The organism is Veillonella dispar (assembly GCF_900637515.1).
GTDB classification, from domain to species: domain Bacteria; phylum Bacillota; class Negativicutes; order Veillonellales; family Veillonellaceae; genus Veillonella; species Veillonella dispar.
The window spans coordinates 1111568-1136793 of the sequence record NZ_LR134375.1 but is presented as its reverse complement, the minus strand read 5'-3'; the positions used below and the strand labels follow the sequence as shown (position 1 = coordinate 1136793).

General features: G+C 36.7%; 21 protein-coding genes and 1 pseudogene. 20 read left to right on the top strand and 2 right to left on the bottom strand.

Annotated features, from left to right (window positions below; all coding sequences use genetic code 11):
- Position 1: 1 nt before the first annotated feature.
- The 20 genes and pseudogenes from mutS to EL171_RS05145 all read left to right on the top strand — a co-directional run bounded on the left by mutS (position 2) and on the right by EL171_RS05145 (position 24079).
- Positions 2 to 2635, top strand: a complete 2634-nt coding sequence (gene mutS, locus EL171_RS05240) for a DNA mismatch repair protein MutS (RefSeq protein WP_005386715.1) — start codon at positions 2 to 4, stop codon at positions 2633 to 2635.
- Positions 2635 to 4656: a DNA mismatch repair endonuclease MutL gene (mutL, locus tag EL171_RS05235; protein WP_005386714.1), complete on the top strand. Its 2022-nt coding sequence runs from the start codon at positions 2635 to 2637 to the stop codon at positions 4654 to 4656. The genes mutS and mutL overlap by 1 nt, the downstream gene beginning before the upstream one ends.
- A gap of 1 nt (position 4657) precedes the next feature.
- The gene (locus EL171_RS05230; protein WP_005386712.1) at positions 4658 to 5470 is read left to right on the top strand and encodes a class I SAM-dependent methyltransferase; all 813 of its coding nucleotides are present in this window, start codon (positions 4658 to 4660) and stop codon (positions 5468 to 5470) included.
- Positions 5467 to 6396, top strand: coding sequence for a tRNA (adenosine(37)-N6)-dimethylallyltransferase MiaA (miaA, locus tag EL171_RS05225; RefSeq protein ID WP_005386710.1), 930 nt, complete (start codon positions 5467 to 5469; stop codon positions 6394 to 6396). The genes EL171_RS05230 and miaA overlap by 4 nt, the downstream gene beginning before the upstream one ends.
- Positions 6393 to 7631, top strand: a complete 1239-nt coding sequence (locus EL171_RS05220; RefSeq protein ID WP_005386708.1) for a methionine gamma-lyase family protein — start codon at positions 6393 to 6395, stop codon at positions 7629 to 7631. Before miaA ends, EL171_RS05220 begins: the two co-directional genes overlap by 4 nt.
- Before the next feature lie 201 nt (positions 7632 to 7832).
- On the top strand, positions 7833 to 8894 hold the full coding sequence (gene mnmA, locus EL171_RS05215) for a tRNA 2-thiouridine(34) synthase MnmA (RefSeq protein WP_039969211.1): 1062 nt from the start codon (positions 7833 to 7835) through the stop codon (positions 8892 to 8894).
- Between the two features lie 38 nt (positions 8895 to 8932).
- The gene (gene lepA, locus EL171_RS05210; RefSeq protein WP_005386704.1) at positions 8933 to 10732 is read left to right on the top strand and encodes a translation elongation factor 4; all 1800 of its coding nucleotides are present in this window, start codon (positions 8933 to 8935) and stop codon (positions 10730 to 10732) included.
- Positions 10733 to 10736: 4 nt separating this feature from the next.
- Positions 10737 to 11921 carry a radical SAM family heme chaperone HemW gene (hemW, locus tag EL171_RS05205; RefSeq protein ID WP_005386702.1) on the top strand — a complete coding sequence of 395 codons (1185 nt, stop codon included), beginning with the start codon at positions 10737 to 10739 and terminating at the stop codon, positions 11919 to 11921.
- Between the two features lie 81 nt (positions 11922 to 12002).
- Entirely contained in the window at positions 12003 to 12605 is a 603-nt protein-coding gene (locus tag EL171_RS05200) for a nitrite/sulfite reductase domain-containing protein (protein WP_005386700.1), read from the top strand.
- Between the two features lie 419 nt (positions 12606 to 13024).
- Positions 13025 to 14054: pseudogene (gene hrcA, locus EL171_RS05195) on the top strand (heat-inducible transcriptional repressor HrcA).
- Positions 14054 to 14599 carry a nucleotide exchange factor GrpE gene (gene grpE / locus EL171_RS05190; RefSeq protein ID WP_005386696.1) on the top strand — a complete coding sequence of 182 codons (546 nt, stop codon included), beginning with the start codon at positions 14054 to 14056 and terminating at the stop codon, positions 14597 to 14599. Before hrcA ends, grpE begins: the two are co-directional and overlap by 1 nt.
- A 28-nt stretch (positions 14600 to 14627) precedes the next feature.
- A complete protein-coding gene (dnaK, locus tag EL171_RS05185; protein WP_005386694.1) occupies positions 14628 to 16469 on the top strand; it encodes a molecular chaperone DnaK in 1842 nt (613 codons plus the stop codon).
- Between the two features lie 16 nt (positions 16470 to 16485).
- Positions 16486 to 17643, top strand: coding sequence for a molecular chaperone DnaJ (gene dnaJ / locus EL171_RS05180; RefSeq protein WP_005386692.1), 1158 nt, complete (start codon positions 16486 to 16488; stop codon positions 17641 to 17643).
- Positions 17644 to 17698: 55 nt separating this feature from the next.
- A complete protein-coding gene (locus EL171_RS05175; RefSeq protein ID WP_005386691.1) occupies positions 17699 to 18562 on the top strand; it encodes a 50S ribosomal protein L11 methyltransferase in 864 nt (287 codons plus the stop codon).
- Positions 18559 to 19290: an RsmE family RNA methyltransferase gene (locus EL171_RS05170; RefSeq protein WP_005386685.1), complete on the top strand. Its 732-nt coding sequence runs from the start codon at positions 18559 to 18561 to the stop codon at positions 19288 to 19290. The genes EL171_RS05175 and EL171_RS05170 overlap by 4 nt, the downstream gene beginning before the upstream one ends.
- 24 nt (positions 19291 to 19314) lie before the next feature.
- Complete coding sequence (gene mtaB, locus EL171_RS05165) at positions 19315 to 20610, top strand: tRNA (N(6)-L-threonylcarbamoyladenosine(37)-C(2))-methylthiotransferase MtaB (protein WP_005386683.1); 1296 nt, start codon at positions 19315 to 19317, stop codon at positions 20608 to 20610.
- Between the two features lie 11 nt (positions 20611 to 20621).
- Complete coding sequence (locus EL171_RS05160; protein ID WP_005386682.1) at positions 20622 to 20966, top strand: histidine triad nucleotide-binding protein; 345 nt, start codon at positions 20622 to 20624, stop codon at positions 20964 to 20966.
- A 157-nt stretch (positions 20967 to 21123) separates the two neighbouring features.
- Entirely contained in the window at positions 21124 to 21303 is a 180-nt protein-coding gene (gene rpsU, locus EL171_RS05155) for a 30S ribosomal protein S21 (protein WP_004695751.1), read from the top strand.
- Between the two features lie 189 nt (positions 21304 to 21492).
- On the top strand, positions 21493 to 21936 hold the full coding sequence (locus EL171_RS05150; protein ID WP_005386681.1) for a GatB/YqeY domain-containing protein: 444 nt from the start codon (positions 21493 to 21495) through the stop codon (positions 21934 to 21936).
- Between the two features lie 238 nt (positions 21937 to 22174).
- Complete coding sequence (locus tag EL171_RS05145; protein WP_005386680.1) at positions 22175 to 24079, top strand: type I glutamate--ammonia ligase; 1905 nt, start codon at positions 22175 to 22177, stop codon at positions 24077 to 24079.
- A 92-nt stretch (positions 24080 to 24171) separates the two neighbouring features.
- Here the strand turns inward: EL171_RS05145 and EL171_RS05140 are convergent, their stop codons facing one another.
- The gene (locus EL171_RS05140; RefSeq protein WP_005386679.1) at positions 24172 to 24567 is read right to left on the bottom strand and encodes a phosphate-starvation-inducible protein PsiE; all 396 of its coding nucleotides are present in this window, start codon (positions 24565 to 24567) and stop codon (positions 24172 to 24174) included.
- A 110-nt stretch (positions 24568 to 24677) separates the two neighbouring features.
- Entirely contained in the window at positions 24678 to 25193 is a 516-nt protein-coding gene (gene tpx / locus EL171_RS05135; protein ID WP_005386678.1) for a thiol peroxidase, read from the bottom strand.
- Positions 25194 to 25226 lie beyond the last annotated feature (33 nt).

The window sequence follows — 25226 nt, the reverse complement described above, 5'->3', positions numbered from 1 at the left end:
TATGGCAAAAAAGCAAACACCTATGATGGAGCAGTATTTAGATATTAAATCTAGATATTCTGAAGAATTACTGTTCTTTCGTTTAGGTGACTTTTATGAATTATTTAATGATGATGCATTAATTGCATCTCGTGAACTTAATATAACCTTAACCGGTCGCCCAACAGGAGATGAGGAACGCACACCTATGTGTGGCGTTCCTTTTCATGCTGCTGAAAGTTATATTGAAACATTGGTAAAAAAAGGTTATAAGGTTGCTATATGTGAACAATTAGAAGATCCTAAAGCAGTTAAAGGCATCGTTAAGCGTGATGTTATTAAGGTCATCACACCAGGGACTGTAATGACTGAAAATGGTAATGATGCACGATCAAACAACTTTTTAGCGTTATTTTATATGGTAAAAGATGCATGGATACTCGTATTTTCTGATGTATCTACAGGGGAAGTTATTTGGCATCGCATTACTGATTGTGAAAAACGAAGCGATATGTTTGATGCTCTCAGCATGTATCGTCCAAGTGAAATTATATTGCCTGAGGGAACAGTATTACCGCAAGATATAAAAGACTTTATGGATAATCAATTCAGTAATATTGTATTATCTCCATTTAGTACATATCATACACAGCGCGAAGTAGCGGAAAAGGCGGTTACTCACTTTGGTGATCTAGGTCTCATGGAAGAGGATGTATGGGAAGCTTTGGGCTATATGCTCTTATATTTAGAGGATATCATTAAGTCTGAAATTTCTCACATTAACTATGTTCATCAATTGAGTGTCGGAAATCGTTTGATTTTAGATACATCTTCTTTGCGCCATTTAGAGATTACTCATAACTTACGTGATGGTGGTCAAAAAGGTACATTACTTGATGTACTTGATCGTACATTGACACCAATGGGGGCTCGTCTTTTAAAACAATGGCTCGAAAGTCCGTTGACGGATGTTAATCAAATTCAGCGTAGACAAGCCGCTGTAGCAGAACTGATTACACGTGGTGCAGAACGTTCCCATATCCGTAGCTTACTGGACTGCATTTATGATTTTGAGCGTATTGTAGGACGTGTAGAAACTGGATCTGTGTCCCCAAGGGACTTAACAGCACTTCGTGAATCATTAGCTGTTTTACCAGATATTAAAAATGTATTAAGTACATGTGCCAGTTTATCATTAACTTCTATCAATGATTGTATTCAAGATCATAAAGATATTTATGACCTATTATGTCGTGCTATTGCTGATCAGCCTGCACTGACATTAAAAGAGGGTCGAGTTATTAAGGATGGTTTTAATCCGGATTTAGATGAACTACGTTCATTGGCTACGAATAGCGAACAATGGTTAGCCAAGATGGAAGCTGATATTAAAGAGGCTACCGGTTTATCTAAAATTAAAACTGGCTATAATAAGGTGTTTGGTTACTATTTTGAAGTATCTCATAGTAAATCTGAACAAGTACCGGATTATTTCATTCGAAAACAAACTTTAGCCAATGCAGAGCGTTATATTACACCGGAATTAAAAGAGTTTGAAATCAAAATTCTCAGCGCTAAAGATAAGATAATCGCCTTAGAATATGAACTATATCAACAATTACGAAATGATATTAAACTCGTTATAAAAGATGTACAAGAGACAGCTCGTGCTCTTGCTGAGCTTGATGTATTAGGTTCCTTAGCACTTGTAGGCTATGAAGAGAATTATATTTGTCCTACCATTGTAATGAATGGACAAATTAATATTCGCGATGGTCGTCATCCTGTTATTGAAAAATTCTTAAAACGTGAGGTCTTTGTACCGAATGATATCTTTTTAAATCATGATGATGAGGAGTTCTTGCTCATTACAGGACCTAACATGGCAGGTAAATCAACGTATATGCGTCAAGCGGCAATTTTAATGATTATGGCTCAAATCGGCTCTTTTATTCCTGCTCGGGAGGCATCTATTTCACCTGTAGATCGTATCTTTACGCGCGTAGGTGCTAGTGATGATATTTCTACTGGTCAAAGTACCTTTATGGTAGAAATGAAAGAGGTAGCATATATATTAGAAAATGCCACACACAATAGCTTGATTATTCTCGACGAAATTGGTCGTGGTACGAGCACCTTTGATGGATTGAGTATCGCCCAAGCTGTAGTGGAGCATATTTGTAAGCATATTCATGGCAAGACATTATTTGCTACACATTACCATGAGTTAATCTGTTTAGAGGAAAGCTATAGTAAATTAAAGAATTATACTGTAGCAGTAAAAGAAAAAGGTAAAGATGTAGCATTCTTGCGCCGCATCATTAAAGGTGGTGCAGACCGAAGCTATGGTATTCACGTAGCTAGACTGGCTGGTTTACCTAATTCTGTATTAAAACGAGCAGAAGTGATTTTGGAATCCTTGGAAGATCAAAGTCATGATGCTAGTGATTTAAATAATCGTGTGATTGGCGGTCAACCTACTAATGTGGTAAAACCAACCACTAAACAAGTGAGTGATTCTCCACTAGGTAACTTATTTACTCATTCAGTAGTTGATAGCTTACTGGAAGTGGATGTAATGAGCATGACACCTATTGAAGCATTAAATAAATTATATGAACTACAAGAGGAGGCTCGTAAAGGAGGCGGGAAATAATGGCTACCATTCATGTTTTGGATGAAACCACAATCAATAAGATAGCTGCTGGTGAAGTCGTTGAGCGCCCCGCATCAGTTATTAAAGAGCTCATTGAAAACTCTATCGATGCTTCTGCTACTAATATAGAGGTAGAAATTGGAGATGGTGGTGTGGCGTATATGCGCATTACCGATAATGGCATTGGTATGACTGAAGAGGATGCGCGGTTAGCAATCTTACGCCATGCTACATCTAAAATTCAGCATGTAGAGGATTTATTTGATATTGCATCCCTCGGCTTCCGTGGTGAAGCATTGGCTAGTATTGCCTCTGTATCTCATTTTTCCATGACTACACGTAAAGCAGATGCTGATTTAGGGACTCGTATTACCGTAGATGGTGGTACTTTTACCGATTGTATTCCTTACGGTGCAGCACCTGGCACAACAATTGAAATTAGAGATCTGTTCTATAATACGCCAGCCCGTCGTAAATTCTTGAAAACGGAACGCACAGAATCTTCTAAGATTCAAGATATTGTGGGAAAATTAGCTCTTAGTAATCCACACATTTCCTTTAAGCTCATTATCGATGATCGAGTGGCTATTATTACGCCTGGAAATGGCAATATTGGTGATACTGTAGCTGCCCTATATGGCTATAAAACTAAGGATGATATTTTCACTGTTGCTTATGAAAGTGACTCTATCTATATCGACGGTGTGGTGAGTAAACCTACACTTCTAAAAAGCACGAGAATTTGGCAGACTATTATCGTTAATAACCGCGTTATTTCTGATAAAACTATAATGAAGGCTATCGATAATGCATATCACGCATTATTGCCGAAAAATGGTCATCCTTTAGTAGTTCTAAATATTACTGTTCCTGCTGAGATGGTTGATATTAATGTCCATCCTCGTAAGAGTGAAGTAAAATTCTCTGATGATAAGATTATATTTAAAGCCGTTTATCATGGTATTTTAAATGCCTTAAATAATCCTCTCCATGAGCGTTATGAACGCGAATCATCCTCTTATATGAGTGGTATAGTCACTAATGGAGTTGACTTCAATAGTAACAATAGGGATAGGGATAGTAATAGTAGTTCATCTTCCGCTGGCAATAGTACGTATGATTCGTATCGAACACCTTCTGTGGTAGAAGATGAGATGCAGTCTGCTGAACATATAGCAACAGCGGTAGATTTTGATAAGGTCTTTGGTGGACGACGTACAAAAGGGTATGAAGTCATGCGCAGTGAAACTGCGCAGTTTGTGGAGAATCTTAAAACTAAGGGCTACACACCACCTGCGCCAAAGGCGACGTATGAACAGTCTTCCTTTACAGATGAAAGTTTTGATGCTGTCCCTACCGAATATACTAGTTATACGAAAGAGGATGTAGAAAGATTTAAGGCCTTAGCTCACGATATTCGGGAAGATAATACAGAAGAACGTACGATTCAAAATTCTGGATTCTTACCTATGGGACAAGTTGCTTCTTGTTATATTTTGGCTAAAAAGGGTGATGATCTCTATATTATAGATCAACATGCGGCCCATGAACGTGTACGTTATGATAAGCTTTGTAAGTCCTCTGAAGCAATTCCTATGCAATCTATTCTAGTACCTCAATATAGTGAGGCCACAGATGATGAAATGAATTTAGTAGAGGAAGAACGAGAAATATTACTGGATCTTGGATTTGATATCGAATTAGGTGGTCCTACAAAGATAAAACTTGTAGGCGCTCCTGTAGATTTAGTAGAATCTAAGGCGTTTGAAATTCTCCAATATGTATTTTCTTACTTACATGACCACCAACAACCTACAAAGGCTCAGTTGCGTCATGAAATGCTAGCCTATGCATCTTGTAGAGGGGCCATCAAGGCAGGTCATAACCTTAATATGTATCAAATGACTACCTTAATTGAGGATTTATTTAGTACTGAAAAGCCTTATGTATGTCCTCATGGTCGACCAACAATTATTAAATTTACACCTGATGAATTAGGTAAATTATTCTTACGGTCTTAATATGAATATTTTAACTACATCTCAAAAATCTAATGAGGCCATTCAGGAGGAAGCCAAGGCATTGGCTTCCTCTATGCATATGACCTATATAAAACGTGGAAAATCATCTATACCGGCATTATTTAGAGAATATCAATGTGAATATATTGCAGTTCTTTCAGGATCTGAATTAACCATCCATTTTCCTGAAAATAAGCAACATAGCTTTCACCTTTCCATGGCACAACTACGTATATTACGTATAGAACGTGGTGAAGGAGATCATCTAGTTAATGCTGTTCAAACTATTCTGGATAAAAAAGGCATACTTGATGGACAGCAGTTTACATTTCTCGACTCTACTATAGGCCTAGCTAGTGATAGCATTATTGTTAGTTATGCTTTTCCTAATGTAGAGATACAAGGATTAGAAGGTTCGTTTCCTATATGGCTTGCTACTTCCTATGGATTGGCTCATTATATTCATAGTGAGGATAGTGTAACAAATGCGTTACGACGTATTCAGGTACAACATGCGACCTATGAAAACTATTTACCTAACCTATCAGATAATAGTGTAGATATTATTTATTTTGATCCCATGTTTGAAGTGCCTGTAGAGGAAAGTCCACAATTTAAGCCGCTTCGTGGTCATACTGTAGAAAGTCACATTGATGATATAATTATGTCGCAAGCTATGCGCGTTGCTAGATATGGTGTTATTATAAAAGAACGACCCTTTAGTTCGGTCTTTCAAAAGTATCCACCTCATCAATGGGTGGGGGGAAAGTATAGCCGCATAGGCTATGGTGTATATATGAAGGAGTTAATGTGAATCCCTTAATTACCATCGTTGGACCTACGGCGGTAGGCAAAACTGATCTTACCTTGGAATTAGCTGAACAACTTAATGCTGAGGTTATTTCTGGTGATGCTTACCAAGTATATAAACAACTCAATATTGGTACCGCTAAACCATCGATGGATGAACTTAATAGGGTAAAACATCATCTCATTGATATACTAGAACCAAATGATTCATATTCGGTATCTATTTTTCAAGACCAAGCGAAAGAGATTATCGCTAGTTTAAAAGATCAGAATATTCTTCCTATTTTATCTGGTGGCACAGGACTGTATGTTCAATCATTATTGGAGAACTATAACTTTAATGATGTTAAGCCTGATGAAAATTTACGAGCAAAACTTGATGAGCTTTATAATACAAAAGGTATTGAAGGCTTACGAGACTATGCTTTCACATTAGGTAAAGAACATAATATAGAGATACAATATAATGACAAACATCGTTTGTATCGGGCTATTGAGATATTGCATCATGGTGATGTAGATTCATTACGTAATCAAACAAAAGATGGTGTATCTTATAAAGGACCTGTTATAGGTCTTATGAGAGACCGTGATAAGTTATATGAACGCATTAATTTACGCGTTGATATGATGTTTGATATAGGTTTGATTGAAGAAGTAGAGCAACTTCTTAAATCTGGAGTAAATCCAGATTGCCAAGCTTTTAAAGGCATTGGTTATAAAGAGGTTGTAGAATATATAAATGGCCGTATTACACTTGATGAATGTCGTGATTTAATCAAGAAGAATACACGACATTTTGCAAAGCGCCAAATTACTTGGTATAAACGTATGCCATATATTGAATGGATACATATTGATAACGATACATCTAAAGATTTTATATTTAATAAAGCTATGGATTTAATCCGTAGAGAAGGATTAGCATGACATTAGAAGAAATACGTAGTAAAGCCCTTGAAATGGCGGAACCAGAATTTAAGAAATTTGAACCTATTGCTTTAGCTAATACAAAAAAAGTATTAGAAGCATTTAAAGAATGCCAAGTATCTGATTATCATTTCACATGTACTACTGGTTATGGTTATAACGATGTGGGACGTGAAAAATTAGATGAAGTATTTGCCTATGTATTTAAAGGTGAAAAGGCTATCGTTCGTCCTCATTTTGTATCTGGTACACACGCACTAGCAACAACGTTGATTTCCTTAATGGGGAATGGTTCTAAAGGTAAAGAATTTATCTATGCCGTTGGCGCTCCTTACGATACAATGCAATCCGTAATTGGTGCTGCTCGTAAAGTACGTGGTTCCTTAGTAGAAAAAGGGTTTACCTATACTGAGGTGCCTTTAAAAGATAATACCTATGATGTGGAGGCCATTGCTAACGCTGTGAATGATAATACGCGAGTAGTAGTCATTCAACGTTCTCGCGGCTATAGTACGCGTGAACCATTATCTATTGCCGATATTAAGATCATTGTAGATGCTGTAAAAGCTAAAAATCCTAACACCATTTGTTTTGTAGATAATTGCTATGGCGAATTTACAGAGTTACAAGAACCATTAGAAGCTGGTGCCGATATTATGGCGGGCTCTCTCATTAAAAATGCAGGTGGCGGTTTGGCACCAACTGGTGGTTATATTGTTGGTAGAGAAGACCTTGTAGAAGATGCAGCCTATCAACTTACTGCTCCAGGACTTGGCGATCATATGGGCTCCTATGCTCCTGGTTATCGCTTGTTCTTCCAAGGTTTATTTATGGCACCTCACGTAGTATTGCAAGCACTTAAAGGGGCCGTATATACGGCTGCGGTAGGTGAATTGTTAGGCTATGATGTATTCCCTAAGGTAAATGCTGATCGCTATGACTTGATCCAAGCCATCAATCTAAAAAATGGGGAAGAAATGGAGCACTTCTGTGTAGGTATGCAAGCCTATTCTCCTGTAGATGCTCATGTACATCCAATCCCTGGCGATATGCCTGGTTATGAAGATAAAATTATCATGGCTGGTGGTACCTTTGTACAAGGCTCCTCCATTGAATTAAGTGCAGATGGTCCTGTTCGTCCACCGTATACGATTTTTATGCAAGGTGGCCTTGTGTTTGAACATTCCATGCTTGGCATTTTAGGTGCTGCAGAAGAAATATTAAAACATAGATAACAGTTAGAATCTCTTTCTCTTTGAGAAAGGGATTCTTTTTGTTTCAAATCTTTTCAATATACCTAGTTCTAGGCTATAATATAAATTGCTATAATTTCATAGCAATACTACTCGGACTTTTACACCGAACTAGTGTTTTTTACACGTCAGGCTTTCACCCTGATTAGTTTTATGATCAAGAGATCATTAAAAGGAGAAAGTATGGAAAAAGTTATCGCTGTAGCTATGAGTGGTGGCGTAGACAGTTCTTTAACTGCTGCAATGCTACTAAAACAAGGCTATAAAGTATTTGGTATTACCCTGTGGCTGTGGGTGAGTGGTACACCTTATGATTCAGTTCCCCTCGCTGTAACAGATGCTAAGAAGATGTGTGATTTTCTTGGTATCGAGCATCACGTTATCGATGCTCGCGATGTATTCTACGATAATGTGGTAGATTACTTTGTAAAAGAATATGCCTATGGTCGTACACCAAATCCTTGTGTATTCTGTAACAAAAATATCAAGTTTGATTTGATGCTTAATCGTGCACTTGAACTAGGGGCCACACATATGGTTACTGGTCACTATGCACAGGTTAATTATAATGAAGAAACAGGTTTGTATGAGTTACATAAAGGCGTTGATCCTACAAAAGATCAAAGTTATGTTATGTATAATATGAACCAACGTATCTTGAGTCATCTTATGTTCCCACTAGGTGGTCAATGTAAGACTGAAACACGTAAATTAGCTGCTGAATATGATTTACCAGTAGCTAAAAAACCAGATAGTGTAGATATTTGTTTCTTACCTCACGGGAACTATCAAAAGCTCGTGGTAGAAGAAATGAAGGATAAACCTAAATCTGGTAATATCGTTACTGAAGATGGTGAAGTATTAGGTAAGCATAATGGCTTATTTAACTACACTATTGGCCAACGTAAGGGTCTTGGTATCGCATACAAGCACCCATTATATGTTATTGGCTTTAATGGTGAACGCAATGAGGTTATCGTAGGTCCTAATGAACGACTCTTTACAAATCGTATGATTTGTAAGTTCTATAACTTCTTAGATGATACAATTCATAAAGAATTAAAAGCAGAAGGTAAAATCCGCTACGCTGCGAACCCTTCACCTTGTACTGCACGTATCTTAGATGATGATACGATGGAGGTTATCTTTGAAGAACCACAACGGGCTATTACACCAGGTCAGTCCGTAGCCTTTTATAATGGCACTCAATTATTAGGAGGTGCTGTTATCGATCGCGTATGTTAGAAAGGAGAAAACAAGTTCTTTGAACTTGTTCACATAATATGTCAACGAAAAAGATTAGAAACTTCTGTATTATAGCTCATATTGACCATGGTAAATCTACCATTGCCGATAGATTAATTGAATATACTGGCACATTACAAAAACGCGAAATGGAAGCCCAAGTTCTAGACTCTATGGATTTAGAACGGGAAAGGGGCATTACCATTAAAGCCCAATCTGTTCGCATTTTGTATAAAGCACAAGATGGTGAAGAATATACATTGAACCTTATTGATACTCCGGGCCATGTGGATTTCAGCTATGAAGTATCTCGTTCTCTTGCAGCTTGTGAAGGCGCATTACTCGTAGTAGATGCTGCACAAGGTGTAGAGGCACAAACGTTGGCAAATGTGTATCTCGCTTTAGAACATGATCTTGAAATCATTCCTGTTATTAACAAAATTGATTTGCCTTCTGCAGATCCTGATCGAGTTAAACATGAAATTGAGGATATTATTGGTTTAGATGCATCAGAAGCAGTTTTATGTTCTGCTAAATCTGGTATTGGCATTCCAGATATTTTGGAAGCTATCGTAAATAAGGTGCCTGCACCGCCAGATAAATCTGATGAACCAACTAGAGCTTTGATTTTTGATAGCCGTTTTGATGCGTATAAAGGCGCTATTGCTTATGTACGTGTAAAAGAAGGTACGATTAAAGCAAAAGATACAATCCGTATGATGCATGATAAAAAGGATTTTGATGTAACAGAACTTGGTATCTTTACACCAAATCTTGTACCTGTTCAGGAGTTACCATGTGGCTCTGTAGGTTGTATTGCGGCTAGCATTAAGAATGTAGCTGATTGTCACGTTGGTGATACTGTAACATTAGCTAGTAACCCAGCTCCAGAACCATTACCTGGCTATCGCAAAGCTGTATCTATGGTTTATTGTGGCTTATATCCAACAGATTCTAAAGACTATGAAAATCTTCGGGATGCACTTGAAAAGTTACAACTTAATGATGCTGCTTTAGAATACGAAGCAGAAACATCTTTGGCATTGGGCTTCGGATTCCGTTGTGGTTTCCTCGGCCTATTACATATGGATGTTATTCAAGAACGGTTGGAACGTGAATATAACTTATCCCTTATTACAACTGCTCCATCTGTAAACTATAAGGTTTACAAGACAAATGGGGAAATGCTCGAAGTGGACAATCCTGCTAAATTACCACCACCAACAGAAATCGACTACATTGAGGAGCCTTATGTAAAGGCTACTACAATCGTACCTAAAGATTTTGTTGGCACTATTATGGAATTGTCTCAAGATAAACGCGGTGAATATCAATCCATGGAATATTTGGATGAAACACGTGTATCTGTTGTGTATCACTTACCTTTAAGTGAAATCATTTACGATTACTTTGATAAGTTAAAATCCGCTACAAAGGGTTATGCATCATTAGACTATGAATTGATTGGTTATAAACAATCTCCGATGGTTAAGATGGATATTCTATTAAATGGTGATCCTGTAGATGCATTGTCCATTATCGTACACAAAGACCGTGCTGCTACACGTGGTCGTGCACTAGCGGAAAAATTAAAAGAACTCATTCCTCGTCAAATGTTTGAAATTCCTATTCAAGCAGCAGTAGGTACTAAAATTGTAGCTCGTGAAACTGTAAAAGCTTGGCGTAAGGACGTTTTAGCAAAATGTTATGGTGGCGATATCTCTCGTAAACGTAAATTGCTAGAAAAACAAAAAGCCGGTAAGAAACGTATGAAGTCTGTGGGCTCTGTAGAGATTCCACAAGAAGCATTCATGGCTATTCTCAAAGTTGAGGACTAATATAATGAAAACAGATTCTAATACTCTGAATCTGTCTGCACTTGGGGATATGGGCCTGTATGTCCATATCCCTTTTTGTAAACAGAAATGTATGTACTGTGATTTTCCAGCTTATCAAAATTTACAAGATTATTACGAAACCTATGTATATGCATTAGTACAAGAAATAGATTTATGGGTTACAGAACACCCAGAGTCTAAATCTAGACCTATTGATACTATTTACTTTGGTGGTGGTACGCCTACTGAATTATCAATTCAACAGTTACAGATGATTGTAGATAAAATCAAAAGTACGTTTACAATTACAGATGATTGTCATATGACTATTGAATCAAATCCTGGGGAAGTAGATTTACAGTATCTAACTAAGTTAGTTAATCTTGGTTTTAATCGCATTAGTTTTGGTGTTCAAACCTTTGATGATAAGGCGCTTACTATGCTGCATCGCAGTCATAATGGTGAAAAGGCTAAACAAGCTGTTTACGATGCTAAAGAGGCGGGCTTTACTGATATTAATATTGATTTAATCTATGGTTTGCCACGACAAACCTTAGAGGATATTCAACATAATTTAGATATTGTAAAAGACTTGCCAATTAATCATATTTCAACGTATGGACTTCAAGTTGAGGTAGGGACTTATTTATATCATTTAGTAGATAAGAACCTTATTTCTATTCCTAGTGAAACCATTGATGAATCTATGTATGACATGATGATGGCTGGGTTAAAAGATTTAGGTTTTGAACGATATGAAATTTCTAATTTCAGTAAGGATAATTCCTATAGTCGTCATAATTTAAAGTATTGGCACTATGTAGATTATTTAGGATTTGGTGCAGGTGCTCATTCTTTTTATGACGGAGTTCGTCGCAGTAACAATCGTAATGTTATGCCTTATATACAAGCTGTTGATCGATATACTATGCCTACTATCGATACGGAGACTATTACGGTAGAGCGGGCCCAAGAGGATTTTTGTTTTTTAGCACTTCGTACTAAATGGGGCCTTAATGAACATACGTTTAAAAAGCGATTTGGCATATCTGTGGTTAATTTATTTAGTACTACTTTGAACGATTTAGTTAACAAAGACCTATTAGAATATGAAAATGATAGTTATCATTTAACCTCGGAAGGGGCAAAACATGGTAACTATGTATTTAGTCAATTTATTCGTGAGTAATTTTTCACAGTTTCTCAAAATCTAATATGTTAGTATAAATAGGATGATGATGAATAAGCATGCTAGATTTGAGGAGGAACGATGAAGACATCGGTTATTTTACACGGTTTACATAATGAATTTAGTTTAGACCAAATGAAGGCATGCATAGAATTAGCTGAAAAATATGGTGGATCCTTTCGTCATGTTGTAACAGGTATACAAATTACAGGTATTGAAAAAGAAGATAAGGAACAGCTTATTTCCGAATTACCTGAAGGTGTAACTACGGTTATTCATAGAGGGGTTAATTCCTTAATTGCTTGCGTTGGTAAAGGCTATTGTAAAAATGGCCAAATGGAAACAAAAGAGTTAGCTGATTATGTAGAGAGAAAACATTACGGCCGAAAAACATCACATAAGTGCAAAATTGGCATCAGTGGATGTGGTCGTAACTGTCCAGATGCAATGGTAAAAGATATTGCTTTTATTGGTACATCCCAAGGTTTTATGTTGGCTGTTGGCGGTAATACAGGTATGAGACCAGAAGCTGGCAAAATTTTGGCTAGACAGCTTACTGTAGAGCAATCTAAAAAAGCTGTAGATATTTTAGTTGATTGGTATGCGGAACATGGGGAACCACGTGAGCGTATGGGAAAACTCTTAGAACGACTTGGTAATCCATTAGAAGGTGTAGAACTATAAATTATTATATTTATACTTCTCATTGATTTATGGTTCTGGTATATGGTTCTTAATCTATAAATGTGCATGGCTAGAAAGTAATCTAACTAAGAGTTCATTAACAATAAAATTACAATAGAATTATTACAAATATTAACACTTATACTATTTCAGGTCTTAATAACATAAATTTTATTAGACCAACATATTCTAAGATTGAAAATTTAGGATATGACATAAACGTAGATAGTATAAGTGTTTTCTTATTGTTACACTTTGATTTTTTGACTAATTAATCAAAAATATTGAATTGTCTTTTTGACTAAATAGATATTATTTGACTTTTTAAGGATTTTTTGCTTGACAATTTTTTCCAATGTGATAATATTATACATGCGATTAGCACTCAAAGTTTATGAGTGCTAACAAGAGGTGTCATTATGGATGAAAGAAAACAGCGCATCTTGCGAGCCATAATTGAAGACTACGTTAAATCTGCTGAACCGGTAGGGTCAAGAACCATTGCCAAGAATTATAATCTTGGTATAAGTCCGGCAACAGTGCGAAATGAAATGTCCGATTTAGAGGAGTTAGGCTATTTAGAGCAACCTCATACATCGGCTGGACGTATTCCTTCAGCAAAAGGCTATCGCTTATATGTTGACTCTATGTTGAGTCGACAACCTGTTCCATTACAGGATGCTGAAAAAATTGAAATGTTATGGAAACATTCCAATGGATCGACGAGTGAGCTCTTCTTAAATATGGCTAAATTATTATCACAAGTAAGCCATAGCATGAGTTTATTCTTAGCTCCAGCTCATGATAGAGCATTAATCAAATACATTCATGTGTTGCCCCTCGATTCACATCAAGCAGTTATGGTTGTCATTACTGAGACAGGAGCTCTTGATAATGAATTGATGTACTTTACTGAAGGCGTTTCGCCTGATGTATTACAAAGTTTGGCTATGCAATTTAGCAATGCATTACAGAATGTAAGTATTGGTCATGTAACGGCTGAAGTGTTAGGAACACTTTTGATTCATATGGAAGGACCCCAAGGGATTTTGATGATCCTTTCAGAAACATTATTACGAGCAATTAATAAACGTAAGTTGTTCTATTCTGTAGGTACCACGGAGTTGTTAAATCAACCAGAGTTTAAGTCTGTTGAAAAAGTACAACCCTTACTTTCATTAGTGGAAGAGCAAAATCAATTGGGACAACTTTTAAAGGATGATTCACCTACACCTGTGAAGGTAAAGATTGGCGATGAAAATGATACTGAAGCACTACATTCTATGAGTGTGGTACAAGCTGATTTCACAAATCAAGATCAGCCTATTGGTACACTTGCTATTCTAGGACCGACACGTATGGAATATGGTCGTATTATTGGAATGTTGTCTCACATGAAACATATGATGGAATCTATGGTAAAAGAACAAAAATAGAAAGGGTATATAATGGCTGAAGAACAAGACATTAAACAAGAAACAGTAGACGAAACAGCAAATGCTACTAATGTAGAGGAACCGGCTGTGGAAGAAACTGAAGAAGTTGTTGCTGACGCTGCTCACGTATTAGATGAGCTTAAAGCAGATTTCGATAATCGGTATAAGCGTTTGCAAGCTGACTTTGAAAACTTCAAACGTCGTACTAACCAAGAAAAAGAGCAACTTGCAGGATATGTTAAAGGGGATGTACTTACAGATTTACTTCCTGTATTAGATAACTTTGAACGAGCTGTTCAAAGTCCAGCAGAAGGTGATGCTAAGGTATTCCTTGATGGATTTATCATGATTCATCAAAATTTGATGGCTATGTTATCTAAACATGGTTTAGCCGTTATCGATGCGGTTGGCAAACCATTTGATCCAAATTTCCATCAAGCAATTATGCGAGTGCCGTCAGATGAATATGAATCTGATACGGTATGTGAAGTATTGCAAACTGGCTATACTGTTGATGGTCGTTGTATTCGTCCAGCAATGGTAAAAGTTGTTGAATAGATTATAAAGGTTTTAGGAGGCATATATTATGGCAAAGGTAATTGGTATTGATTTAGGTACTACAAACTCTTGTGTTGCGGTTATGGAAGGCGGCGAACCTACGGTTATTACTAACCAAGAAGGCGCGCGTACAACTCCTTCCGTTGTTGGTTTTGCAAAAAATGGCGAACGTTTAGTTGGTCAATTAGCTAAACGTCAAGCTGTATCTAACCCAGAAAACACAATCATTTCTATTAAACGTCACATGGGTACTGACTACAAAGTAACTGTAGAAGGTAAATCTTATACACCACAAGAAATTTCTGCTATGATTCTTCAAAAAATCAAAGCTGATGCAGAAGCTTACTTGGGCGAACCTGTAAAACAAGCTGTTATTACAGTTCCTGCATACTTTACAGATGCTCAACGTCAAGCTACTAAAGACGCTGGTGCGATTGCTGGTCTTGAAGTACTTCGTATCATCAACGAACCTACAGCAGCTGCTCTTGCATATGGTGTAGATAAAGATGAAGACGGTAAAGTTCTTGTATTTGACCTTGGTGGTGGTACATTCGACGTATCTATCCTTGAACTTGGTGATGGCGTATTCGAAGTATTGGCAACATCTGGTAATAACCATCTTGGTGGCGATGACTTCGACCAACGTATCATGAACTACCTTATTGAAGAATTCAAAAAAGAAACTGGTATCGATTTATCTAATGATAAATTAGCTGACCAACGTTTAAAAGAAGCTGCTGAAAAAGCTAAAATTGAATTGTCTGGCGTAGCTAGCACAAATATCAACTTGCCATTCATCACAGCTGATGCTACAGGTCCTAAACACTTGGATGTAACATTGACTCGTGCTAAATTCGAAGAATTGACAGCTGATTTGGTACAAGCTACTATTGAACCTACTCGTAAAGCTATGAACGATGCTGGTTTATCTGCATCCGATATCGATAAAGTATTGTTAGTTGGTGGTTCTAGCCGTATTCCAGCTGTACAAGAAGCTATTAAAAAAGTATTGGGTAAAGAACCAACTAAAAATGTTAACCCTGATGAATGTGTAGCTATCGGTGCTGCTATTCAAGGTGGTGTATTAGTAGGTGAAGTAAAAGACGTATTGTTACTTGATGTAACTCCATTGTCTCTTGGTATCGAAACAATGGGTGGTGTATTCACACGTATTATCGATCGTAACACTACAATTCCTACATCTAAATCTCAAGTATTCTCCACTGCAGCAGATAACCAACCATCTGTAGATATCCATGTATTGCAAGGTGAACGTGAGTTCGCAGCCGATAATAAAACATTGGGTCGCTTCAACTTGGATGGTATCCCAGCAGCTCCTCGTGGGGTTCCACAAATCGAAGTAACATTCGACATCGATGCTAACGGTATCGTACACGTAAAAGCTAAAGATTTGGGTACTCAAAAGGAACAAAAAATTACAATTACTTCTTCTAGCGGCTTGAAAGAAGACGAAATCGAACGCATGGTTAAAGAAGCTGAAGCTCATGCAGCAGAAGATAAAGCTAGAAAAGAAGAATTAGATGTTAAAAACAATGCAGATTCCTTGGTATACCAAGCTGAAAAAGCATTGAAAGAACTTGATGGTAAAGGCGATACTGCTTTATTGAAAGAAGTTGAAGAAGCAAAAGATAAATTGAAAAAATCTATCGAAGCTGGCAACATCGAAGACATCAAAAAAGATAGTGAAGCTTTGGAACAACCATTACATAAATTAGCAGAACAAATGTATGCAGCAGCACAACAAGCTCAACAAGCAGCTGGTGGTGCAGATCAAGGTCAACAACAAACAAAATCTGATGACAATGTAGTTGATGCTGATTACACAGTAGTGGATGACGACAAGAAATAAGAAGGGTTGGTAACTAATGGCACGTGATTATTATGACATCCTAGGGGTTAGCAAAAATGCCTCTCAAGATGAAATCAAAAAAGCCTTCCGTAAAAAGGCACGCCAATACCATCCAGATGTAAATAAAGATAATCCAAAGGAAGCGGAAGCAAAGTTTAAAGAAGCTAACGAAGCTTACGAAGTATTGTCTGACGAAACAAAAAAAGCTCAATATGACCAATTCGGCCACGACGCCTTCAAACAAGGAGGCGGCGCTGGCGCCGGTGGTTTCCAAGGTGGCTTTGGCGGTTTCGGTGGTCAAGCTGGCGGCTTTGGTGATATCTTTGGCGACATTTTTGGTGGCATGTTTGGCGGTGGACGCCAACAACAAGGCCCTCAAAAAGGCAATGACTTGCGCGAAGATATTGATATTTCCTTTGAAGATGCAGCCTTTGGTAAATCTATGGAAATAGAAGTGCATCGTCATGAAGAATGTGATCACTGTCATGGTACTGGTGGTGAACCAGGATCTCGTGTCGATACTTGTCCAAACTGTCATGGTTCTGGCCAAGAAGCGGTTATTCAAAATACTCCATTTGGACGTATGCAATCCGTTCGCACTTGTTCCCGCTGTCATGGTACTGGTAAAAGCATCGAAAAACCTTGTTCCAAATGTCGTGGAACAGGTGAAATGTTGGCAAAACGTAAAATCTCTATCAAAATTCCAGCAGGTGTAGATAGTGGTTCCCGCTTACGCGTTGCTAATGAAGGTGAACCTGGTATCTTAGGTGGTCCAAAAGGCGATCTTTACGTGTATATCTTCGTTCGTCCTCATAAGGAATTTGAACGAAATGGTAATGACGTTATTAGCCGTGTAAATATTAGCTTTGCTCAAGCAGCATTAGGTGCGACTATACAAGTTAACACCTTAGATGGTAAAGTAGAGTTAAAGATTCCGGAAGGTACTCAAACGGGAACGGCATTCCGCGTAAAGGGCAAAGGTATTCCATATTTGCGTAACCCTAAACAACGGGGGGACCAACATATTGTAGTAACTGTCCAAACGCCTAAGAAGTTGACAGACACTCAACGTGAGTTATTATTACGCTTTGCAAATGAAAGCAACGAAGATGTAAATAACTTACAAGTGAGCAAGAGTCTCTTTGAAAAAATTAAGGACTGTTTGACTAAATGAACAGCTCATGTGAAGGAATGGTTTGTTCCATCACATTCCCTATAAAGGAGCATATATGCAATGGATAGAAGTATCCATTGTCTGTGAAAGAGTAGCCACCGATGAGGTGACTACTCTTTTTGACGATTATGCAGACAATGGAATTATAGAAGAAGATGTAGAAAATCAGCCCAATTTAATTAAATTAACAATGTATGCGGATCCATCTTTGGATGTAGATACAATTAAGTCAGATATAGAAAATCGTCTTACAGAGGCAAATATTAGTGTTACATCAATTAATGCTAATATATTAGATGAATCTACATGGCTTAATTCTTGGCAACAATATATTGAACCCACAGAAATCCTACCAAATTTGATTATTAAACCAGCTTGGCAGGAATACGATAATGTGGATCATAAAACTATTATTGAAATCGATTCAGATATTTCTTTTGGTACTGGATCCCATGAGACTACACGGACTTGTGCAGAGTTATTGAAATCTTATAGTGAATCTATGGATCTTGACACTGTTACTTGTTTAGATATTGGTACTGGCACTGGTATCCTTTTATTGGTAGCAGCTCAGTTAGGCATCAAACATTTAGTTGGTATTGATATTGAAGAGTATGCTGCAAATCAAGCGCGTATTAACTGTGAGAATAATCATGTATCAGCTGAAATAATTTGTGGTAATTTGGATAGTGATTTCAATGGTACTGCTCAAATAATTTTAGCGAATCTAACCGTAGATCCACTCAAAATATTATTACCTCAAATTGGTAAGAAACTGGATGATCAAGGCATTTTAATCATTAGTGGTATTATAGATAATCGTTATGATGAAATCATGCCATATATTGAGGCTAATTGGCATATTATTGAGGAGCGCATTGCAGGGCCTTGGCATACATTTGCGCTAGAAAAGCGATGAAAAAGATTTTTATTCATACACCATTAGATGAAACCATAGAATTACCGACAGATGTGACACATCATGTGTTACATGTATTTCGTCATAATATGGAGAAGCCCATAACTGTAACCGGCAGCGACAATCGGTGTGGTACATATCAAATTACAGAAGAAATAGATGGCAAAGCTCAAGCAAAACTTATTGAATACGTAGAGTCAAATGTATCTTCTTATCGTACTATCCTTGTTCAATCTTTATTAAAAGGTGAAAAGCTGGAATGGGTTCTACAAAAGGCGACAGAGTTAAATATTGATACAGTCTATCTTGTATCTACCGCTAATTCTGTTGCTAAATATGATGACAAGAAATTACAAACAAAGGCTACTCGTTGGGAGAAAATAATGCTAGAAGCAGCTCAACAATGTGGTCGAAATCAACTGCCAACACTTGTAGTGGGGGAAAAACTTTCACAAGTATTAGAAATAGAATCTGATGCATTAAAATTGGTAGCCTATGAAAATGAAGATGGACATACTATTAAAGATGTTCTTTCACAGGTCAACTCTGATGAGTCAATTACAGACATACTAATTTGTATTGGTCCAGAAGGGGGCTATCAAGAGAACGAAATCAATGCTATTATAGAGAGTGGTGGAAAATCAGTTTCCCTTGGTAATACTATTTTGCGAGCTGAAACGGCTGCTATTGGATCATTAGCGATGATTCGATATGAATTAGAACTATAAATTAAACAAGAATAGAGAGGTGCAATGAAAACCGTTGCGTTTACAACCTTAGGGTGTCGTGTCAATCAATATGATACAGATGCTATGAAAGGTTTATTTTTACAAAATAACTACGAAGCTGTAGACTTCGATGAAAAAGCAGATATCTATGTAATTAATACATGTTCTGTAACGAATATGGGGGAAAAGAAATCCCGTCAATTGATTCGCAAAGCGAAGCGTCAAAATGAAGATGCCTATGTGATTGTAACTGGTTGTTATGCTCAGCTTGATCCAGATGCAATTGCTGCTATCGATGGTGTTAATCTCGTTATCGGTACCAATAACCGGTCAAAAATCGTTGAGCTCGTAGAACAATTGGAATCTACAGAGCGTCAAATCAATGCTGTACGGGATATCATGAACGAATCCAACTTTGAAGAAATGCCATTATATGGTAATGAATCTGATAAAGCTCGTGCTTTCATGAAAATTCAAGAAGGTTGTAATAACTACTGTGCATTTTGTATCATTCCTTATACTCGAGGAAAATTAAAATCTCGTAAAGTTGATGATATTGTACAAGAAGCAAAACGATTAGTAGAACATGGATTCCATGAAATCGTATTAACGGGTATTCATTTGGGGAATTACGGTGTTGAATTGCCAGGTCGCCCTACATTAGCCGATGTAGTCAAAGCTTTATTAGAGATTCCTGATTTATACCGCATTCGTTTCGGGTCCATTGAATCAGTAGAAGTTTCTGATGAGTTAGTAGAATTAATGGCTACTAATAAACGTGTTTGTCCACATTTGCATTTACCGCTACAAGCCGGTTCTGATCATGTATTAAAGTTGATGAAACGCCATTATACATTGCAAGAATATAAAGACTTGATTGCAAGTTTACGTTCTCGTATTAAGGATTTATCAATTACGACAGATATTATTGCAGGTTTCCCGCAAGAAACAGATGAAGACTTTGAAGAAACCTTAAATACAGTTCGTGAAATTGGATTTACCCATATTCATGCCTTCCCATACTCTATTCGTGAAGGCACACCTGCAGCTACTATGCCAGATCAAGTACCAGAAGCTGTAAAGAAAACCCGTGTAGCACTTTTGAATGGGCTTAGCCAATCTGGCTATGAAGCATACGCAAAATCTCGTATTGGTAAGCCTGGTGAGATTCTCATCGAAAAGGAAGAGAATGGATACTACATGGGCTTAACAAATGAGTATGTAAATGGTAAAGTTAAATCTGATGGGACACATAAAATTGGTGATCTCATCGGAGGTACTGTTGTAGGTTTAGAAGATAATTATTTGATTATTGAATAAGGAGTTATAGTATGAGTGACTGCATTTTCTGTAAAATTATCAATGGCGAAATTCCATCTAAAAAAGTGTTAGAAAACGATAAATTCTATGCATTTCATGATATTGAACCAGTGAAAAAAGTACATGTTTTAATTGTACCTAAAAACCATGTTTCCAATATTGCTCATCTTAACGAAAATAATGAAGACTATGTAGAAGGTTTATTGCCATTCGTTCGTGATGTAGCTAAAGAACTTGGTATTTCTAAAGATGGTTATCGTTTGATCTTCAATACTGGTAAAAAAGCAGGTCAAACTGTTTTCCATATGCATGCTCACCTTTTAGGTGGCGAAGAAATGGGCTGGCCAGAAGCTTAATATTAGGTATAATGTATTCTTTTTATAATACTTATTAAAATTCCTATAAAATATACCGGAAAATATTGACAACATCTATACCTATACATATAATATTATATGTGCGTATGTAAATTATCAGCACTTCCCGAGATTATTTTTGGAGGGAGGGATATAGATGTCTGAAATCAAAGTCGGTAAAAACGAAACGCTTGAAAGTGCTCTTCGTCGATTCAAACGCTCCTGCCAAAAAGCGGGTGTTTTGTCTGAAGTAAGAAAACGCGAACACTACGAAAAACCAAGCGTAAAAAGAAAGAAAAAATCTGAAGCAGCAAGAAAACGCAAATTCAGAGCATAAGATGATTACCCTAATTCTGCCTTTTCATGGCTTCATGAAATCCAGGATTAGGGTTTCTTTATATTATTTTATCTATAATATAATAATGTAGTATGATTAAATGTGTTATATCTTTGCATGCTGTAAAGATTAACCTTTATAATAGTATGATGTAGATTATTACTAATTAAAATAGATCAGGAGGATACAATGAGCTTAAAAGATCAATTAAAAGAAGATATGAAAGCCGCTATGAAAGCACGCGAAGAAGGCAAAACTGCGCTTTCTGTAATTCGAATGGTTAACAGTGCTATTAAAAATACTGAAATCAATGATAAAGTTGAGCTTGATGATAATGGTATTCTTGGTATTTTGGCAAAAGAAATGAAAACTCGTCAAGACTCCTTAACTGAATTTGAAAAGGCGGGCCGTGAAGATTTAATCGCTCATGTAAAAGAAGAAATGGCTGTACTACAAAAATATTTACCAGCTCAAATGAGTGAAGATGAAATTCGTACAGTTGTTAAAGAAGCTATTACTGCCTGTGGCGATGCTGTAAATATGGGTAATGTTATGAAACATGTAATGCCTAAAACTAAAGGCCGTGCGGATGGCAAGATAGTTAATAATATCGTTAAAGAGTTACTTGGTTAATATATTGTTAAATAGACAAGTAAATGTATTATATAGTTAGTATATTGAATTTATAAAAATAGAATCCTTAAACTTATAGATAAGAGAATTATGAAATTCTATAGAAAGTTATTGACATGTATTTTCACTATATGATATTATGGGTTCAACAAAATAATTGGTCAACGAAGACTCCACTGTAGATATATGAAATATATATCTATTTGTTGGAGTCTTTTTATTTTTAGGAGGAACCATTATGACAAATACTAAAGATTTATTGTATTATATTCCAGCTGGTCAATATGGTAAGGAAGGTGTTCTTGCGCTATTAGAACAACATCCAGAAATTAAATTCGTATCTCTTGTAGGTATTGATTTGGCTGGTAATGATACAGATGAAAAAATCCCTATGGCAGCATTCTTTGATGATTATGAAGCATTCTTCGAAGGTCGTGCTGTTCAAACAGATGGTTCTTCTGTAGTACTTACAAATATTGCAACATTGAATAATGCGCGTGTTGATATGTGGGGCGACCCAAGTGTAAACTGGTTCGTTGATTATAACTATGAAAATATCGATGAAGCAACAGGTTTACCAACTGGTACACTTCGTATTCCTGCATTCTTGATGCATAACTACCGTTATGTTGATTCTCGTTCTATCTTAAAAAATAGCTGTGACTATGTTCGTGCAGAATTATTATCTTTGATTAAAGAACATGGTCTTCCTGGTATGCCTCATGTGAAAGCTGATGATGTTGTAGATATTATCTTTACATCTGCTACTGAGTTGGAATTCTGGGTAAAAACTCCATCTAGAACAGTTACTAAAAAAGAATTATCCGTATCCCAAAAATTACAAGAACAATACTGGCAACGTACTCATGGTACAGTTCGTACTGCATTAGAACAAGCCGTAGAACGTCTTGATCAATATGGTATGGAAGCAGAAATGGGTCATAAAGAAGTAGGTGGCGTTAAAGCTAAACTTGATGAAGATGGTCATGAAGCAGTTGTATTAGAACAATTGGAAATCGACTGGAAATTCTCTGGTAACCCATTACAAACAGCAGATAATGAATTACAAGCTCGTATTATCGTTCGTGAAGTATTCCGTGAAAATGGTCTTGATGTAACATTCAATGCTAAACCTATTATTGGTGTAGCTGGTTCTGGCGAACATACACACTTTGGTGTTATGGCTAAATTGAAATCTGGTAAACTTCTTAACTTGTTCAGCCCAGAAGATATGCGTAAAGAATCTGCTAGCTCCTTAGGTATTGGTGCAATCATGGGTCTATTGAAACACTATGAAGCCATCAATCCATTCATCAGCTCTACTACAGATTCCTTAAATCGTTTGAAACCTGGTTTCGAAGCTCCAGTATGTATCGTTACATCCTTAGGTACTGATCCTTCTGAACCTAGCCGTAACCGTACAATCCTTTGTGGTTTGATTCGCGATATCGATAATCCTATGGCAACACGTTATGAATTGCGTTCTCCAAACCCTTATACAAATACATACACTGCATTGGCATTGATTTTCATCTCTGCATTTGATGGTATGAAATATGCTATTACATCTGGTAAAACACAAGCTCAATTGGAAGCAGAACTTTCTAAAGAAGTTGGTGAACCAGCTGAATACCTTGCTACAAACCGTGCATACCGTACAGAAAAAGACGTATTCGATGATTTCACTCAAGAAGAACGTAATCAAATGTTTGGTATTGCACCAGCTACTGTATGGGAAAATATTAAAGGTTACCAAAACAATCCTGAATTAGTTGAAACATTGGCTCAAGGTAATGCGTTTGCTAAGGACTTGATGGATTCCTTCATTGCATCTATTTTGAAACGTTGGAAACTTGTATTAGCACATCGTTTAATCCCTAGTAATCTTGATACTGTTCGTAAAATGGTAGCTATTCATACTGATAGCCGTAATAGTGTAGATGATAAACGTTTTGCAGAAGTTAACGATTTACGTTTCTATCTTGCTAAAGATAGCGATGATCGCAAATCTTTATTCACTCGTTTAATCGATGCACTTAATGACGGTGAATATGACTTAGCATCTCAATTACAAATTGAAATGAACGATAAAATGGAAGAATTAGAAGCTAAATATGCTAACTATGCAAAAAATATCTTCTAATATCGATTGATTTAATTGCTCAAAAAGGGCTCCTACATTTGTAGGAGCCCTTTTATTCATATTAACTTTTTATAATTTAGTTCTTAAGGCTATTACTCATTATGTCCAATAAATTTTTCTACTAATACTAAACTACATACGAGTACAAGAATCGCAACGGACCAAATTAAATTATCAAATGCAGATTCATGGTCAATAATTAGAAGTCTTACAATTGCTGTAATCCCAATATACAAAAAGAAATCAAGAGGGAAGTGGAAGTTATTTTTAAAGTATTTTACGATGAGTGCAATAAACTCAAAGTATAGGAAGAAGGTAATTAATTCTTCAATTAATAAGGAGTATGTGCTATATCCTTGAATATTTGCCCACGTAACATAGCCGAGACTTATTAATGTATTGATAAGGGCAATACAAAGTGAAATACCAACGCCTATAAGGGCTATATTTTTTATCGTTAATAATAGTTTAGAAATACGAATCCACATTATAATTCACCTACAATAAAACTTTAAATACTATACCACATAAAAAAGACCGTACACCGTACGGTCTTTTTTCGATTACACCACAGTATAATCAACAGCATATCTAAGAATTAGATATCAGCTTTAATTGCTTCTAATGCAGCATCGAAGTTAACTGCTTGAGTTACTTCAGGTACATATTCAACATAAGTAACTTTGTCTTCTTTGTTGATTACTACTACGCCACGAGTCAAAAGACGAAGTTCTTCGATCAAGAAACCATAGTTTTCACCGAAGGAAGCATCTTTGTGGTCGGATAGAGTAATAACTTTATCAACGCCAGCAGCACCACACCAACGTTTTTGAGCGAAAGGCAAGTCCATAGAAATTGTCAATACTACAACATCATCAGAAAGTGCAGTAGCATCTTGGTTGAACCAACGAGTTTGAGCGTCACAAACGCCTGTATCAAGGGAAGGAACAACGGAGATAACTTTTACTTTACCTTCGAAATCTTTTAATGTTTTAGGTTGTAAGTCGTTGCTTAAAACTGTGAAGTCAGGAGCTTGTTGACCTACTTTAACTTCTGGACCAACCAATGTGATAGGGCCACCTGCAAATGTTACTACGCCAGTACGTTTTTCCATGTTGTATTCCTCCTAAGAGTTTTAATTCTAATG